Annotated in this window: 16 protein-coding genes; 6 read left to right on the forward strand and 10 right to left on the reverse strand. The window is 74.5% G+C overall.

What is annotated here, in order from left to right:
- Nucleotides 1-37: 37 nt before the first annotated feature.
- Genes AB0I60_RS01095 through AB0I60_RS01120 form a run of 6 tightly spaced genes read right to left on the reverse strand, consistent with a single transcriptional unit; the run spans nucleotide 38 to nucleotide 5,642 of the window.
- Nucleotides 38-718, reverse strand: coding sequence for an SDR family oxidoreductase (locus AB0I60_RS01095; protein WP_360724828.1), 681 nt, complete (start codon nucleotides 716-718; stop codon nucleotides 38-40).
- Nucleotides 718-2,001: a D-glycero-beta-D-manno-heptose 1-phosphate adenylyltransferase gene (gene rfaE2, locus AB0I60_RS01100; RefSeq protein WP_360724830.1), complete on the reverse strand. Its 1,284-nt coding sequence runs from the start codon at nucleotides 1,999-2,001 to the stop codon at nucleotides 718-720. The genes AB0I60_RS01095 and rfaE2 overlap by 1 nt, the downstream gene beginning before the upstream one ends.
- Nucleotides 1,998-2,573 (reverse strand): SIS domain-containing protein, encoded by a 576-nt coding sequence (locus AB0I60_RS01105; RefSeq protein ID WP_360724832.1) that lies wholly within the window; start codon nucleotides 2,571-2,573, stop codon nucleotides 1,998-2,000. Before AB0I60_RS01105 ends, rfaE2 begins: the two co-directional genes overlap by 4 nt.
- On the reverse strand, nucleotides 2,570-3,784 hold the full coding sequence (locus AB0I60_RS01110) for a glycosyltransferase (RefSeq protein ID WP_360724834.1): 1,215 nt from the start codon (nucleotides 3,782-3,784) through the stop codon (nucleotides 2,570-2,572). The genes AB0I60_RS01105 and AB0I60_RS01110 overlap by 4 nt, the downstream gene beginning before the upstream one ends.
- Nucleotides 3,781-4,656, reverse strand: a complete 876-nt coding sequence (locus AB0I60_RS01115) for a glycosyltransferase (protein WP_360724836.1) — start codon at nucleotides 4,654-4,656, stop codon at nucleotides 3,781-3,783. The genes AB0I60_RS01110 and AB0I60_RS01115 overlap by 4 nt, the downstream gene beginning before the upstream one ends.
- A complete protein-coding gene (locus tag AB0I60_RS01120; protein WP_360724838.1) occupies nucleotides 4,653-5,642 on the reverse strand; it encodes a glycosyltransferase family 9 protein in 990 nt (329 codons plus the stop codon). The genes AB0I60_RS01115 and AB0I60_RS01120 overlap by 4 nt, the downstream gene beginning before the upstream one ends.
- Nucleotides 5,643-5,805: 163 nt before the next feature.
- Here AB0I60_RS01120 and AB0I60_RS01125 point away from each other — a divergent pair, with 163 nt between their 5' ends.
- Nucleotides 5,806-6,324 (forward strand): HAD-IIIA family hydrolase, encoded by a 519-nt coding sequence (locus AB0I60_RS01125; RefSeq protein WP_360724840.1) that lies wholly within the window; start codon nucleotides 5,806-5,808, stop codon nucleotides 6,322-6,324.
- A 131-nt stretch (nucleotides 6,325-6,455) separates the two neighbouring features.
- On the opposite strand, the gene AB0I60_RS01130 is transcribed toward AB0I60_RS01125, so the two are convergent.
- Nucleotides 6,456-7,343, reverse strand: coding sequence for a glucose 1-dehydrogenase (locus tag AB0I60_RS01130; RefSeq protein WP_360724842.1), 888 nt, complete (start codon nucleotides 7,341-7,343; stop codon nucleotides 6,456-6,458).
- Nucleotides 7,344-7,605: 262 nt separating this feature from the next.
- On the opposite strand from AB0I60_RS01130, the gene AB0I60_RS01135 reads away from it, so the two are divergent.
- The 3 genes from AB0I60_RS01135 to AB0I60_RS01145 are packed head-to-tail and all read left to right on the forward strand — an operon-like array spanning nucleotide 7,606 to nucleotide 10,606.
- Nucleotides 7,606-8,907: an extracellular solute-binding protein gene (locus AB0I60_RS01135; RefSeq protein WP_360724844.1), complete on the forward strand. Its 1,302-nt coding sequence runs from the start codon at nucleotides 7,606-7,608 to the stop codon at nucleotides 8,905-8,907.
- Nucleotides 8,904-9,803 carry a sugar ABC transporter permease gene (locus AB0I60_RS01140; protein ID WP_360724846.1) on the forward strand — a complete coding sequence of 300 codons (900 nt, stop codon included), beginning with the start codon at nucleotides 8,904-8,906 and terminating at the stop codon, nucleotides 9,801-9,803. Before AB0I60_RS01135 ends, AB0I60_RS01140 begins: the two co-directional genes overlap by 4 nt.
- Nucleotides 9,800-10,606 (forward strand): carbohydrate ABC transporter permease, encoded by an 807-nt coding sequence (locus AB0I60_RS01145; RefSeq protein ID WP_360724848.1) that lies wholly within the window; start codon nucleotides 9,800-9,802, stop codon nucleotides 10,604-10,606. The genes AB0I60_RS01140 and AB0I60_RS01145 overlap by 4 nt, the downstream gene beginning before the upstream one ends.
- 106 nt (nucleotides 10,607-10,712) lie before the next feature.
- Here AB0I60_RS01145 and AB0I60_RS01150 read toward each other — a convergent pair whose 3' ends face one another.
- From AB0I60_RS01150 to AB0I60_RS01160, 3 genes are all read right to left on the reverse strand, one after another.
- A complete protein-coding gene (locus AB0I60_RS01150) occupies nucleotides 10,713-10,943 on the reverse strand; it encodes a hypothetical protein (protein WP_360724850.1) in 231 nt (76 codons plus the stop codon).
- A gap of 114 nt (nucleotides 10,944-11,057) precedes the next feature.
- Nucleotides 11,058-11,798, reverse strand: a complete 741-nt coding sequence (locus tag AB0I60_RS01155; protein WP_360724852.1) for a GAF and ANTAR domain-containing protein — start codon at nucleotides 11,796-11,798, stop codon at nucleotides 11,058-11,060.
- Nucleotides 11,799-11,994: 196 nt separating this feature from the next.
- Nucleotides 11,995-12,390 (reverse strand): RidA family protein, encoded by a 396-nt coding sequence (locus AB0I60_RS01160; protein WP_360725740.1) that lies wholly within the window; start codon nucleotides 12,388-12,390, stop codon nucleotides 11,995-11,997.
- Between the two features lie 135 nt (nucleotides 12,391-12,525).
- Between AB0I60_RS01160 and AB0I60_RS01165 the strand changes: the two genes are divergently transcribed.
- Both AB0I60_RS01165 and AB0I60_RS01170 read left to right on the forward strand, forming a co-directional pair.
- Complete coding sequence (locus tag AB0I60_RS01165; protein ID WP_360724854.1) at nucleotides 12,526-13,494, forward strand: WYL domain-containing protein; 969 nt, start codon at nucleotides 12,526-12,528, stop codon at nucleotides 13,492-13,494.
- A 141-nt stretch (nucleotides 13,495-13,635) separates the two neighbouring features.
- Nucleotides 13,636-15,039, forward strand: a complete 1,404-nt coding sequence (locus tag AB0I60_RS01170; RefSeq protein ID WP_360724856.1) for a neutral/alkaline non-lysosomal ceramidase N-terminal domain-containing protein — start codon at nucleotides 13,636-13,638, stop codon at nucleotides 15,037-15,039.
- Nucleotides 15,040-15,128 lie beyond the last annotated feature (89 nt).

Here is a 15,128-nt window from a genome sequence, read left to right on the forward strand (position 1 = left end):
CGCCGTCCCGGGCGAGCCGGCGCGGGGGGTTCTACCGTCACGGCCAGGACCCCTCTTCGGCGTGGGCGACGACCAGTTCGCGGATCTCGCAGCCGGCGGGCTGCCGCAGGGCGAACAGGATCGCGTCGGCGACCCGCTCGGGCGGGTTGAGCCTGCTGTCGTCGGGCGGGCGGTACTGCTCCTCGCGGTCGTCGAAGAAGTGCGTGCGCATCCCGCCCGGGATGACCAGGGTGACCCCGGTCCGGCCGGCGGTCTCGGCGGCCAGCGCGCGGGTGAAGCCGACCACGCCGAACTTGGACGCGCAGTACGCCGTCGCGTCGCTGACCGCCTTGATGCCCAGCGTGGACGCGATGGTGACCACCCGGCCGCCGTCGAGGTGCGGCAGCGCCGCGCGCACGACGGCGGCGGTGCCGAGCAGGTTGACCAGCACCACCCGGTCCCAGTCGGGTCCGGGCACGTCGACCAGCCGGCCGCACGCGTCCGTGCCCGCCGCCGTGACGACGGCGCGCAGCCCGCCGTTGCGGCCGGCGATCGCGGCGACCGCCTGTTCGGCGGCCCGCGTGTCGGACAGGTCGACCGACTCGAAGTCGGCCACCTCGTCCGACGTCGGCGCCGCCTTGTCCAGCACCAAGGGCGTGCCGCCCGCCTCCCGCACCGCGCTCACCACCGCCGCGCCCAGCCCGGACGCGCCACCGGTCACCAGCACCTGACCCAGCATCAAGCCCTCCTCGCCAGAATCCCCGTCGTGGACCGGCCCCGGTGGTAGGGCACCACCACGGTCCGGCCGCCCCAACCGCGCACCAGGTCCGCCTCCGGCAGGGACTCGGCGGAGTAGTCCCCGCCCTTGACCCACACGTCCGGCCGCAGCGCCCGCAGCGCCTGTTCCGGGGTGTCCTCCTCGAACACCCGCACCTCGTCCACGCAGTCCAGCGCGCGCAACAGCTCCGCGCGGTCCTCCTGACCGGTCACCGGGCGGTCCGGTCCCTTCAACCGGCGCACCGAGGCGTCGGAGTTCAGGCACACCACCAGGCAGTCGCCCAGCGCCCGCGCGGCGGCGAGCGTGCGGACGTGCCCGGCGTGCAGCAGGTCGAAGCACCCGCCGGTCGCCACCACCACGCCGCCGCGCGCCCGAACGGAGTCCACTGTGGACGGCGGGGCCACGGCGCGGAGGCCGGCGACGCCGCCCCGGGCCAGGAAGTCCGCCGCCGCCGCGACCCCGGCCGCGACCGCGTCGTCCGGCGCGGCCCCGGCCGCCAGCCGCGCGGCGGCGGTGGCGGCGAACCGGTCGCCCGCCCCGCACGGGTCGGTCACCGCGATCGCCGGTGCGGGCACCACGGCGGGTGCGCCGCCCTGGTGCAGCAGTGCCCCGTCGCACCCCATCGTCACGACGACCGCCCGCGCCCGCCACCGGTCCCGCAGCGCTTCTGCGGCGGCGTAGGGGTCGGAGGTGCCCGCGAACGCGGTCGCCTCCGCCAGGTTCGGCGTGACCAGCCGCGCGTCGGGGGTCGGCGCCGGGCCGCGCGGGTGCGGGTCCCACACCACCGGGACCCGTCCCAGCACCGCCCGCAGCCGCTCGTCGCGCACCAGCCCGCGCCCGTAGTCCGAGACCAGCACCAGGTCGGCGGCCAGCACCGCGTCCAGCATGTCGTCGGTCGCCCGGGGCGTGCCGGGCCCGCCGCCCCGGTCGACCCGGGCCACGGACGTGCCGCCGCTGCGCAGCCTGGTCTTGACCGGCGTCGCGGCGGGCGACCCGCCCAGCACCGCCGGCACGTCGAGCAGGGCGCGCAGCCGCGCGCCGTCCTCGTCGTCGGCGACGGCGCTGACCAGCGTCACGTCCACGCCGTCCGCGCGGGCGAACGCCGCCGCCAGCGCCGCGCCACCGGCTCGGGCGCGTTCGGCGGTCACGTCCAGGACCGGTGCCGGTGCGTCCGGGCACACCCGTTCCACGACGCCTTCGACGTCCACGTCGAGCAGTGCGTCACCGACCACGACCAGCTTCACGACGCCCTCCGCTCCGACGCGGGCAACGCGCTCTCGAACGCCTCGCACAGGGCGTGCACGGCGACCAGCTGGGCCTCCTGCACGTGGCAGGCCGGGCCGGGCAGCGCCAGCACGTCGTCGGCCACGTCCGCCACCGGGTTGGGCACCGCACCGGTCAGCGCCCACACCAGCGCGCCCACCTCCCGGCCGGCCTGCGCGGCGCGCACCAGGTTCGGGCTCCGGCCGCTGGTGGACAGGAGCACCAGCACGTCGCCGGGCCGGGCGTGCGCGCGCACCTGGCGGGCGAACACCTCCTGGTAGCCGTAGTCGTTGGCGATGGCGGTGACGCTGGAGGTCTCGGCGCACAGCGCGATCGCGGAGAACGCGGCCCGGTCGTCCCGGTAGCGCCCGACCAGCTCGGCGGTCAGGTGCTGCGCCTCGGCGGCCGACCCGCCGTTGCCGGCCGCGAGCAGCCGCGCCCCGCCCGTCAGCCGCCGGGCCAGGGTCGCGCCCCAGCGGGCGACGCGCGGGCCGTGCGCGCGCAGGCCGACCAGCGATTCGGCCAGGCCGTCCAGGTGGGCGTCGACGCTCATCGGGCACCTCCCACGGCCAGGTCGACCGGTTGTCCGGCACCGGCGAGCAGGTAGACCCGCTCGGTGTCCTGGGCGATCCGGTCCCACGTGTAGCGCGCCGCCACCCGGTCGGCACCGGCGAGGCCGTACGCCTCGCACCGGCCCGGGTCGGTCAGCAGGGAGGTGAGGGCCTTGGCCAGCGCGCGCCGGTCGCGCGGCGGCACGAGCACCCCGGTGACCCCGTCGACCACGGTGTCGGTCAACCCGCCCACGGCGGTGGCCACCACGGGCACGCCGCACGCCATGGCCTCCAGCGGCACGATCCCGAACGGTTCGTACCACGGCACGCACGCGACGACGTCCGCCGACCGCAGCAGCGCGGGCATCTCCGCCCGGGACACGCGCCCCACCGGCAGCACCCGGTCGCGCACGCCGCAGCGCTGCGCGTGCGCCAGCAGCCGCCTCGCCTCCGGGTCGTCCGCCAGCAGGCGCTCCTCCGGGCCGCCCGCGATCACCAGCTCGGCGCCGGGCACCGCCCGCAGCGCGCCGATCAGGTCGCCGAACCCCTTGCGCGGCACCAACCTGCCGACCGACACGATCCGCTTGCGGCCGGTCCCGGCGCGCATCCCGCACGGCGTGAACAGGGTCTGGTCGACGCCGCACGGCACCACCGACACCCTGGACCGCGGCACGCCCATCCGCACCAGCTCGGCCAGCTCGTCGGCGCAGGTGGCCAGCACCCGGTCCGCGTCGCGCCCGACCGCCCGCTCCAGGCCGAGCCGCTCCGGCGGGCTGGTGTCGGCCGCGCCCTGGTGGCGGCGCTTGACCGAGCCCAGCGCGTGGTAGGTCTGCACGACCGGCACGCCGACCGCGCGCGCCGCCGACAGCGCGACCACGCCGGACATCCAGAAGTGGCCGTGCACCACGTCGGGTGGCTCGGCGGTCCACTCCCCGGCCAGGAAGTGGGCGAAGTCGCCCAGGTGGGGCAGCAGGTCGTCCTTCGGGATGCGGCGGGCCGGCCCGGCGGGCACGTGCACGACCTCGTACCCGTCGGGCGAGCGCACCCGGTCGGGCAGGTCCGGCGAGTCGCGCCGGGTGTAGACGGTGACGTCGTGGCGCAGCCGGGCCAGTGCCGCCGACAGGGCGGCGACGTGCACGTTCTGGCCTCCCGCGTCCACCTCGCCGAGTTCCGCCAAGGGGCTGGCGTGTTCGGACACCATCGAGATCCTCATCCGGTCACCTCCGCCAAGATCCGGTCCCAGTCGCCCAGGAACGCGTCGATCCCGTAGCGCTCCAGGGCGAATTCCCTGGCCCGCGCGCCTTGCTGCCGCGCCAGCGCCGGGTCCGCCACCAGTTCGGCGACCCCGCGCACCAGCTCGTCCAGGTCGGTCGAGAGCACGCCCGCCCCGGGCGGCACCGCGCGCACCGCCTCCGTGCAGGCCAGTACCACGACCGGCATCCCCAGGTGCATGGCCTCGATCAGGGACAGCCCCAGCGACGTCCACCGCGCCGGGTGGACGTAGACGCGTCGCCGGGCCAGCTCGCGGTGCAGCGCCGGCAGGCCGTGGTCGCCCCTCCCCCACGGGAGCTGCTCGGTGCCCATGCCGAACACGTCCAGCGGCGCCACCTCGGCGAACCTCGGCAGCAGGTCGGTGCCGACCACGCGGCCCCGGCGGACCGGCTCGTTCACCACCACGGCGGCCCGTGCCAGCTCGCCGGTGTAGAGCGGCCCCGGGTCGACAACGCCGTGCTCGACGACCACCGTGCGGGTGGTCCCGCAGTCCCACATGAGGTCGTTGAAGTGGGTGACGTGCACGATCAGGCCGACCCGGTCGGCGGCCGGGTGGTCGAGGTTCGGCCGGGCCGGGGTGTTGTGCTCCAGGTAGACCACGGGCACGCCGGGCGGCACCAGGTCGAGCTGGTCGACCTCCTGCACCACGGCCACGTCCGGCTCGGCCTCCGCGAGGGCGACCTCCCGGGCGTCCGGCCAGTCGCGCCCGAGCAGGCCCTTGCCGTCCGGCGGACCGACGACCAGGTAGTCGTGCCCGCCCTGGACGAACGCGTGCGTCCACGACCCGTGCACGTGCCACAGCAACACCTTCACGCGCGCACTCCCGTCAGCTCCGCCACGGCCGCCACCACGGCGGCCGGTGTCACGTCGTCCAGGCACGGGTGGCCGGGCACCGGGCACTCCCTCGCCCGGGTGTCGCGGCACGGCGCGTGCTGGTCGCCCAGCAGGACGTGGGTGCCGTGCGGTGCCCACCTGACCGCCGGCACGACCGGCGCGAACAGCGACACGACGGGCGTGCCGACGGCGACCGCGAGGTGGGCGGGCCCGGTGTTGCCGACGACGACCGCGTCCGCGCCGCGCAGCACGCCGGCGAGTTCGGCGAACGTGGTGCGCCCGCCCAGATCGACCCCGTGCTCCCCGGCCACGCGCGCGGTCAGCGCCGTCTCACCGGGGCCGCCGGTGACCAGGACGCGGTGCCCGGCCTCGGCCAGCGCCGTCACGGCCCGCGCGCACCGGTCGGGCGACCAGGTGCGGGCGGGGGCGGTGGCACCGGGGTGCAGCACGACGTAGGGGCCGGGCAGGTGCGGTTCCGGGGCGTCGACGCGCAGCCGGCCGTCGTCGCCCGGCGGCAGCTCGAAACCGGCCGCCCGCGCCACGGACAGCGCGCGTTCGGCCTCCGGCACGTCCGGGTCGTCGCGCAGCCGGACGTCCAGCAGCGCGCCCGCGTAGTCGGTCGACCGCGCCACCACCTTCGGCACGCCCGCCAGCTTGAGCAGCAGGGCCAGCGGCAGCGGGCTCTGGTGGAACGACGTGAGCACGAGCGCCACCTCCACCTCCAGCCCCGCGAGCACGGGCACCAGCGATTCCACCTCGGCCGGCGAGAACTCCCCCGCCGGGTGGGCGATCCACGGGCAGTGCCACCGGACGACCCGGTCGACGCCGGGCAGCAACGACGCCGCGCGCTCGCCGTTCGGTCCACAAAGGACGACCACGTCGCCGGCAGCCGACGCGGCCCGGATCGCCGGGCCGGCCAGCAACACGTCACCGTCGTTGTCCAGCCGGGCGACCAAGGTCTTCATCGAACTGCCCCGCCCAAGAACTCCACACAGGAGTGTTAGCCGGCAAAACGACGGACAAACGCTTCCGGGAGAACCGGTTCTCCTACTGGCCGGTAGTGCCGCCGGAGGTGGAATTCCCCACCCGTGGTGGTTTAGCGCGCCGTTCGCGGGTTAGCACAAGCTGGTGACCTTCGACGCGGTTCTGTTCGACCGGGACGGGACGCTCGTCCGCGACGTCCCGTACAACGGCGACCCCCGGCTGGTGGAGCCCATGCCGGGTGCTCGCGAGCTGCTGGACCGGCTGCGCGCGACCGGCGCGCGGACGGGCGTGGTGAGCAACCAGTCCGGAATCGGGCGGGGCCTGCTCACCCGCGCGCAGGTCGACACCGTCAACGCGCGCGTGGAGCAGCTGCTGGGCCGGTTCGGCACCTGGCAGGTGTGCCCGCACCGGCCGGAGGACGGGTGCCCGTGCCGCAAGCCCCGGCCCGCGATGGTGGTGGCGGCGTGCGCGGCGCTGGGCGTGGCACCGGAGCGGACCGCGCTGGTCGGCGACATCGAGGCGGACGTGCTGGCCGCCCGCGCCGCCGGCGCGCACCCGATCCTGGTGCCGACCCCGGTGACCAGGCCCGAGGAGGTGACCCGGGCACCCGTGGTGGCGGCCGACCTGCGCGCGGTGATGGCCCTGGTGTGCCGCAAATCCTGAATACGACCGAATCGAGTGCGGCATTTGTGCATTCACCGCCGCGGTCAGCCCATCAGGCCCCTACATTCATCCGATCGTGAATGGCCGACCGGCGACCGGTCACCGCGCGGTGACCGGTCGGGCCGCCGGGCTCACGACAGCGGCGTGCCGCCGGTGACCGCCAGGACCGCGCCGGAGACGTAGCTCGACTCCCCCGAGGCGAGGAACACGTAGGCGGGTGCCAGCTCGGCGGGCTGCGCGGCACGACCGAGCGGGGCCTGCTCGCCGAACGAGTCGACCGCTTCGGGCGGCATGGTGGCCGGGATGAGCGGCGTCCACACCGGTCCGGGCGCGACGGCGTTCACCCTGATCCCCTGCTCCGCGAGGTCCTGCGCCAACCCCTTGGTGAACGTGACGATGCCGCCCTTGGTGGTCGCGTAGTCCAGCAGGCCCGGCGAGGGCTGCGACGCCTGGATCGACGCGGTGTTCACGATCGCCGCGCCCTTCGCCATGTGCGGCACGGTCTCCTTGCAGAACCAGAACATCGCGTACAGGTTCGTCTTGAGCACGCGGTCGAACTGCTCGGTGGTGATGCCGGACAGCCCCTTGTCCTGCGACATCTGGTAGGCGGCGTTGTTCACCAGCACGTCGACCCCGCCCAGCTCGCCCACCGCGAGCCGGACCACGTCGGCGCAGTGCGCCTCCTCGGTGATGTCGCCCGGCGCGAGCACCGCCCGCCGGCCCGCCGCGCGCACCCACTCCGCGGTGCGCTCGGCGTCCTCCTGCTCCTCCTCCAGGTAGGACAGCACCACGTCCGCGCCCTCGCGGGCGTAGGCGATGGCCACCGCGCGGCCGATGCCGGAGTCCCCGCCGGTGATCAGGGCACGCCGGTCGGTCAGCTTGCCCGTGCCCCGGTACGTGCGCTCGCCGTGGTCGGGCTGCGGGTCCATGGCCCGGCCGGTGCCGGGCGGCTCCTGGCCGCGCGGCCGCTGCTCGTCCGGGCGCGGGTACTCGTCGTGGACGCTGTGCTGGTCGGCCATTCGGGTCTACCTCCCGGTGGGGGTCGTCCTCCCAGGCGTTCCCGCGAGGAGGCCGGTCAACCCGATTCCCGGTCCCCGATTCGCGGTGACCGCGCCCGGAGGACGCACGTCGGGTGAGCGGACCGGTGTGCCGCCGCGCGGAGCACGCCGTTCACTCGCACCGCGTAGTCGACGGCGGCTCGGCTGACCCGTTCAGGCGACTCCGGTGTGGTGGCGGCCCGGGCGTGGAATGCAGGGGTGCCGCGACCGGGAGGAGCACGCCATGCGCCGGACCGCCCTGCTGGCCGCCACCCTGCTCCTCACCGCGTGCGGCGGGCTCGGACCTTCGCCGGCCGACGCGCCGAACGCCCTGGTCACCATGGGGTTCGGCCTGCCCGACGAGCACGCGACCGCGCGCGTCGAGGTGTACCGGCGGGCCCACCCCGGCACGGCGCTGCACATCGCCGAGGGCGCGTTCGACGAGCAGCAGTTCCTGTCCTCGGTCGCGGCGGGCGACCCGCCCGACGTCGTCTACGCCGACCGGCGCAAGGTCGGCGGCTTCGCCGCCCGGGGAGCGGTGCTCGACCTCTCCGACTGCCTGCGCCGGCACGGCGTCGACCCCGGCCGGTTCCGGGAGGCCGCGATGCGGCAGGTGACGGTCGGCGGCAGGCCGCACGGCCTGCCCGACTTCTCGTCGGTCCGGCTGCTGATCCTCAACAACCCGGTGCTGCGCGCCGCCGGCATCGACCCGGCGGCGGTGTCGACCACCGACTGGACCGCCGTCTCCCGGCTGGCCCGGGTCGCCGAGGTGGCCGGACCCGAGGTGCGGCGGATCGGCTTCGACCCCAAGGTGCCCGAGTTCCTGCCGCTGTGGGCCAAGGCCAACGGCGTGAGCCTGGTCGACACACCCCTGGACGACCCGAAGGTGGTCGAGGCGGCGGAATTCACCGCCGACCTGGTCCGCGCACAGGGCGGGTGGGCGTCGTTCAAGGCGTTCCGCGACACGTTCGACCTGTTCGGCGCGGGCAACCCCTTCGCCACCGGGCAGCTCGCGGTGATGCCGATGGACTCCTGGTACGTCAACACCATCGCCACCGTCACCCCCAACGCGGACGTCACCGTCACGCCGTTCACCGACCGGGAGGGGCAGCCGCTGACCGACTCCGGCGGGCAGGCGTGGGGCATACCCAAGGGCGCGCGGCACCCCGACGCGGCGTGCGACTTCCTGGTCGCGATGACCGACACCGACACCTGGGTGACCGCCGCGACCGCGCGCCGGGATGCGCTGGCCCGCGGGGGAAAGCCCTACGGCGGCACGTTCACCGCGAACCGCGAGGCGGACGAGCGGATCTTCCGCGAGGTCTGGCGCCCCGGTGGCAACCGGCTGCTCGACCAGGCGGTGCCCGTGCTGCTGTCGTTGCAGGACAAGGCGTTCGCACTCCCCGTCAGCCCGGCGGCGAGCGACCTGGTGCGGGCGTGGGAAGGCGGGGTGAACCGCGTGCTGTCCGGATCCGACCCACCCGGCGAGGCGATGGCCCGGGCGCAGCGGGAAGCGGCCGGCGCGGTGCGGCGGGTGACGCGATGACGTCCACGTCGGGGCGGGAGGCCAGAGCCGGGTACCTGTTCCTGCTGCCGTGGGTGATCGGGTTCCTGGCGTTCACCGCCGGGCCGATGGCGTTCAGCCTGTGGTTGTCGTTCACCCACTACGACATGCTCACCCCGCCCGAACCGATCGGCCTGGACAACTACCGCGAGCTGGTCGACGACGACCGCACCGCCACCGCGCTGGGCAACACGCTGTACTTCACCGCGCTGCACGTCCCCGCGCAGGTCGTGCTGGCGCTCGCGCTGGCGGTGCTCATGCAGCGCGCGGGACGGGCCGCCGGCTTCTTCCGCACCGTGCTGTACCTGCCGGTGATGACGCCGCCGGTCGCGTTGGCGGCGCTGTTCCTGTTGCTGCTCAACGGTCAGCGCGGCGCGGTCAACGCGTTCCTCGGCTGGTTCGGCTTCACCGGGCCGAACTGGACCACCGACCCGGCGTGGGTCAAACCGGGGCTCGTGGTGATGAGCCTGTGGACGGTCGGCAGCACCGCCGTGCTGTACCTCGCGGCGCTGACCCGCGTGCCCCGCGAGCGCTACGAGGCCGCCGGGCTGGACGGTGCCGGGCCGTGGCGGCAGTTCTGGCACGTGACGCTGCCCGGCATCAGCGGCACCGTCTACTTCACCGCCGTGGTGAACACGATCGCGTCGCTCCAGGTGTTCACCGAGGCGTACACGATGTACTTCGGCGCGCGGGCGACCCGGTCCAGCCAGGACGACGCGGCGCTGTTCTACGTGGTCCACCTGTTCCAGGAGGCGTTCGGCTCGCTGCGGATGGGCTACGCCTCCGCGCTGGGGTGGGTGCTGTTCCTGCTCATCGCCGCCGTGACGGTCGTGCAGGTGCGGTTGTCCCGGCACTACGTCCACTACGAGGGGTCATGAGGCGCATCCCGGCGGTCCTGGCGCTGCTGGTCGTCACGGCCGCGTTCGGCTACCCGTTCTGGTGGCTGGTCAGCGCGTCGCTGAAGGACCGGGCGCACGTGTTCGACAACGCCCTGCTGCCGACCGCGTTCTCCCCCGGCAACTACGTCGAGGTGTGGCAGGCGGTGCCGTTGCTGACCTGGGTGGGCAACAGCGTGGCGATCGGGCTGGCGGCGGCCCTGGCGGTGACGCTGTCCAGCGCCGTAGTGGCCTTCGGGTTCGCCGTGTTCCGCTTCCCCGGCCGGTCGGCGCTGTTCGGCGTCGTGCTGGCGACCATGATGCTCCCGGCGGCGGTCACCCTCGTTCCGGTGTACCTGGAGTGGCACGCGGTCGGCCTGGCGAGCACCCAGATCCCGCTGTGGGCGCAGAACCTGTTCGGCTCGGCGTTCTCGGTCTTCCTGCTGCGGCAGTTCTTCCTGGGCCTGCCGCGAGAGGTGTTCGACGCCGCGCGGGTCGACGGCGCAGGCCCGTGGCAGCTGTTCACCAAGATGGCGCTGCCGCAGTCCTGGCCGGGCCTGGTCGTGGTGTTCGTGTTCGAGCTGAAGGCGTCCTGGACCGACCTGGTGAAACCGCTGGTGTTCCTGCGCGACCCGGAGCTGTACACGCTGCCGCGCGGCCTGAAGGCGGTCCTCGACCGGTTCGGCGAGGGCGGTGAGGCGCAGTGGGAGCTGGTGATGGCGGCGAGCACGGTCGCCACCGTGCCGCTGATCCTGCTGTTCCTGGTGGCGCAGCGGCACTTCGTGCGGGGCGCGGTCGTGGGCTGAACCCGGTCGTGGGTTGGGCCGACGGGTCGAGGCCCGGACGCCCCGTGGTGCCCGCTGTCGCGAGACTGCGGGCACCACGCACTGGGGGTGCTGTCGAACGCGGGGCTCAGCCCTTCAGGCGCTCGGCGAGGAGGGCCTTGCCCTGCTCCGCGCCCTTGCGGCTCTCGCCCTGGGCGCGGCGGAAGAAGTCCGCCAGTTCGGCGTCACCGGCCCGCTCGGCGTCGGAGATGTAGTTCTCCAGGCGCAGCGCGTTGCTCAGGCACGCCTCGACGAACCAGATGATGTTGTAGTCCTTGTCCTGCGTACCGGTCGCCTGACCGGTCTCGCTGGTCGACATCGCTCCTCCTCGGTCGCTGTGCTTGCCCACCAGGTGTTCCCGCACGGCCGGTGCCGACACATCCACCACCCGGACGGCGTCGGCCCTGCGCCGGCACGCCCCCGCGTTCACGCGTCACTCGACCGGTGCGGTCCCGGTGGTGCGCGCGACGAACTGCACGGCGAGGTCGCGGACCTTGACGTTCTCCCGCTGCGACTGCTCGACCAGCAGGGTGAACGCCTCGTCGGCGGAGATCTGCCGCAACGCCATGAGGATGCCCTTGGCCTGGTCGATCACCGCCCGGTTGGCCAGCGCGGCGCGCAACTGCTCGGAGGTCTCGCGGGCCTGGAGGTAGCGGCAGTACACGCGCAGCGCGGCGGTCGTCGCACTGGTGTAGAGGTCGAGCAGCTTCCCGTCCAGTTCGGCGAAACCCCGCTGGTCGGCGGCGTAGCAGTTGATCGCGCCCGAGTGCACGCCGTCGACCGGCATCGGCGCGGACAGGAAGCTGCCGAAGCCCGCCTCGGCGGAGCGCTGCGCGTAGACCGGCCAGAGGTCGGTGATGTCGGTGATGGCCACCCGCACGACGTCCCCGGTGCGCGAGGCGCGCAGGCACGGCCCGTCACCCTGGGCGTACTGGATCGCGTCCAGCTCGACCACGTGCTCACCCGTTCCGGCGACCGTGTGCGGTCTGCCCTCGGTCAGCAGGGTGATGGTGGCGTCCGTGACACCCGGCACCGCCTGGGTGACCTGCTCGCACACCAGGCTCAACAGGGCTTCCAGGTCTTCTGCGCTGTCCAAGGCCACCGTGAGGACGTCCAACGCCCCGGTCACCTCGTCCAGCACCACGGGCCACGATTCGTTCGTCCGCTCCTCCACAGGCATTCCTCCCCGGGTAGAGAGATCGATGCTCCGCTGTGTACCCCTGTCCGGGAAACCTACTCATCACCGTCACCCCGGGTACCGGCAGCGGCGGTCCGGGAGCCGGTCAGACGTCCACAGTAGACAGTGCACCCCGCCTGCGTCGACGCTGCACGGGCAGCGGGCGGTACCGACGCCCGCTGCCCGTCCCGCGCTACGCCACGGCCGTCCCCTCCAGCTCGACCACGAGCCCGGGGACCGCCAACCTGGCCACCCCGAGCATCGTGGTGGTCGGTGCCACCCCGGCGGCACCCAGCCGTGCCGCCAGGACGCCGTAGTGCTCGAAGAGCCCGTCGACGTCGGTGGTGTAGACGGTCAGCCGGACCAGGTTCGCCAGCGCCATCCCGGCCCCGTCCAGGACCGCCTCCAGGTTGTCCAGGCTCAACGCCAGTTGCGCTGCCACGTCACCCGCGTGCCGGGGCGTGCCGTCGCCGCCCATGGCGGCCTGCCCGGAGCAGTACAGGGTGCGGGTGTGCCCGGAGACGACCTCCCCCTGGTGGTAGCCCAGCTCCACCGACCAGGGCCACGGGTTGACCGCCGTTCGCTCCACTGCCACTTCAGCTCCATCCGGTTCATCGACGCGACGCACGTCCGCCGGCTCGGCAGCCGCCGGTCCGGCGTCGTGCTCAGAGCCTCGCAACGAATCACGACACCCTCTGTCGTGTATTCCCGTAGGATTTCGGCCGTGCGCGCCGACCGCCTGGTCTCGCTGGTGCTCCTGCTGCGCCGGCACGGCCGGCTGTCCGCGACGGTGCTGGCCCGCGAACTGGAGGTGTCCACGCGCACCGTGCTGCGCGACGTCGAGGCGCTGTCGGCGGCCGGCGTCCCGGTCTACGCCGAACGCGGCCGGCACGGCGGTTTCGCGCTGCTGCCCGGCTTCCGGACCGAGCTGACCGGCCTGAACCACGACGAGGCGCTCGCCCTGCTGGTCGCCGGGTCGCGGCGCGGCGCGCAGGCGTTCGGCCTCGGCTCCGCGCTCGCCTCGGCCGTGCTCAAGGTGGTCGACGCCCTGCCCGAGAGCCACCGGCACGCGGCGGCCGGCGTGGCCGAGAGGCTGCTCGTCGACCCGGAGACGGACCTGCTCTCGCGCCGCGCGGTCGTCGACGAGGTGCCCGACGCGATCGTGGCCGAGGTCCGCCGCGCGGTGTTCGCCGGGCACAAGCTGCGCATCCGCTACGCCGCCGCCGGGCAGGGGCCGCGGTGGCGCACGGTGGACCCGATCGGCCTGGTCACCGTGCGCGACCAGGGCTACCTGCTGGCCACCCGGTCCGGTGAGGACCGCACCTACCGGCTGTCCCGGCTGACCGCCGCCGAGGAACTGGCCGAACCGGCGCAGCGGGCGGACCGGGTCGACCTGGGCCGGGCCTGGCAGGAGCGCGGCACGCGGTTCCGGACCGGCGGCGACACGGTGGCCGTGCTGGTGCGGCTGCACCCGGCGCGGCGGGAGGAACTGGTGGGCACCGCGCTGGCCGTGCACGGCGAGGAGGCCGAGGAGGACGGCCGGCTGCGCCTGGAGGTCACCTTCCAGGACCGCCGGCACGCCGAGTGGGCGCTGTGGCAGCTCTCCACCGGTGCCGAGGCCCTCGCCCCGGAGTGGCTGCGCACCGCCCTGCACGACCGGGCGACCGCGATCGCCACCCGCTACCGGGCGTGACCCCGGGGTACGACGGGCGGCGCTGGTCCGGATCGGACGGCACCGCCCGGCGTACCGCTGATCGGGTGGTCGGCACCCGAGCCGCGCCGCGCGCCACCCGCCCTCGCGCATCCTGGACCGACCGAGGACGGGAGGACCGAGATGGCCTACGCAGCGGGCGCGGCGAAGGTGGACCTGACGCCGCCGACGACCATCCCCTACCTGGGAGGTCTCCCCCGGCACTCGCCGTACGCCGGCGTCCACGACGCGCTGCACGCCCGCGCCGTCGCGTTCGGCGAGACCGGCGGCGAGACGGTGGTCCTGGTCTCCGTGGACGCTCTCGGCATCAACAACGCCATTCTCGGCCCCGGCAGGCACTTCACCGACGAGGTGCGCGCCGCGATCGAGGCGGCCACCGGCGTGCCGCCCTCGCACGTGATGGTCACCAGCTCGCACACCCACTCCAGCCCGGAGACCGCCGACTTCCGCCCGCTGCTGGACACCCCCGGCGCGGGCGCGTGGCTGGAGGGGTTCGCCGGCTCGCTGGTCGACGCGGCGGTCCGGGCGGTCGAGGACATGCGCCCGGTCACCGCCCGGCGCGGCACCGGCGAGGTGCTGCGCGGCACCCTGGCGATCAACCGCAACTCCTGGTCGTACCCGGACCCGGACGCCGCGCCGGACGACCCCGAGCTGGACGTGCTGGTGCTGGAGGCACCGGGCTGGAGCGCGGTGCTCTACAGCTTCGCCACGCACCCGGTGATCGTGCAGGTGCAGCCGTACGCCTCCGCCGACTTCCCCGGCGTGGCCTCGGACCTCGTCGAGCGCAACGTGCCCGGCTGCCGCGCGGCGCTGTTCCTCCAGGGCGCGTGCGGCAACCTCGCGCCGCCGCCCGACCCGCTGACCCACGACGAGAACGGCTCGTGGCGGTCGCCGTTCGACGCGGAGCACGAACTGGTGCCCGACAACGTGCTGGACGCCTTCGCGCACGCCGAGCGGATGGGCATGGCGCTGGGCGTGCGCGTGGTCGAGGTGGTCGAGGAGGCCGACCACGTGGTGTCCGGGCCGGTCGCCGCGCGGTCGCAACGGATCGACGTGGCGTCGCGGGACCTGCCGGACCGGGCACCGTTCCAGGCCGAGCTGGAGGCGCGTCGGCAGGCGCTGGCGGAGGCCGTCGCGTCCGGTGCGCCCCGGCTCGCCGTGGTCGCGCTCACCGAGCAGGTGCAGAGCACCGAGGAGGAGCTCGTCGCCATCGACCGGGGCACCGACCCGATCCCGGCGGAGGTGCAGGTGCTGCGCCTGGGCGACGTCGCGTGCGCCGGCCTGCCGGGTGAGCCGTTCGTGGAGCTGGGCCTCGGCCTCAAGGCCCTGTCCGACGACGGGCGCCGGGTGCTGGCCGTGGGGTACGCCAACGACTACCTGGGCTACCTGACCGACCCGGACGCGTGGGACCGGCCGCTCTACGAGGTCAGCCTCGGCGCGTGGACCCGCGTCGGCCGGACCGGCGGAGCCGAGCTGGCCGGGCTGGCCGCCGCGCTGGTCGACCAGCTCTGGTCCGACGTCGGGTGACCGGCCCCGCCACGGCCGGTGCGCGCGAAAATGCGTTGGCCGGTGGCGGAGCCGGTCGGTACCGTCCCCGCGTCCGACCGGAACTCGTG

The organism is Actinosynnema sp. NPDC050436, from assembly GCF_040655415.1.
GTDB lineage: Bacteria > Actinomycetota > Actinomycetes > Mycobacteriales > Pseudonocardiaceae > Actinosynnema.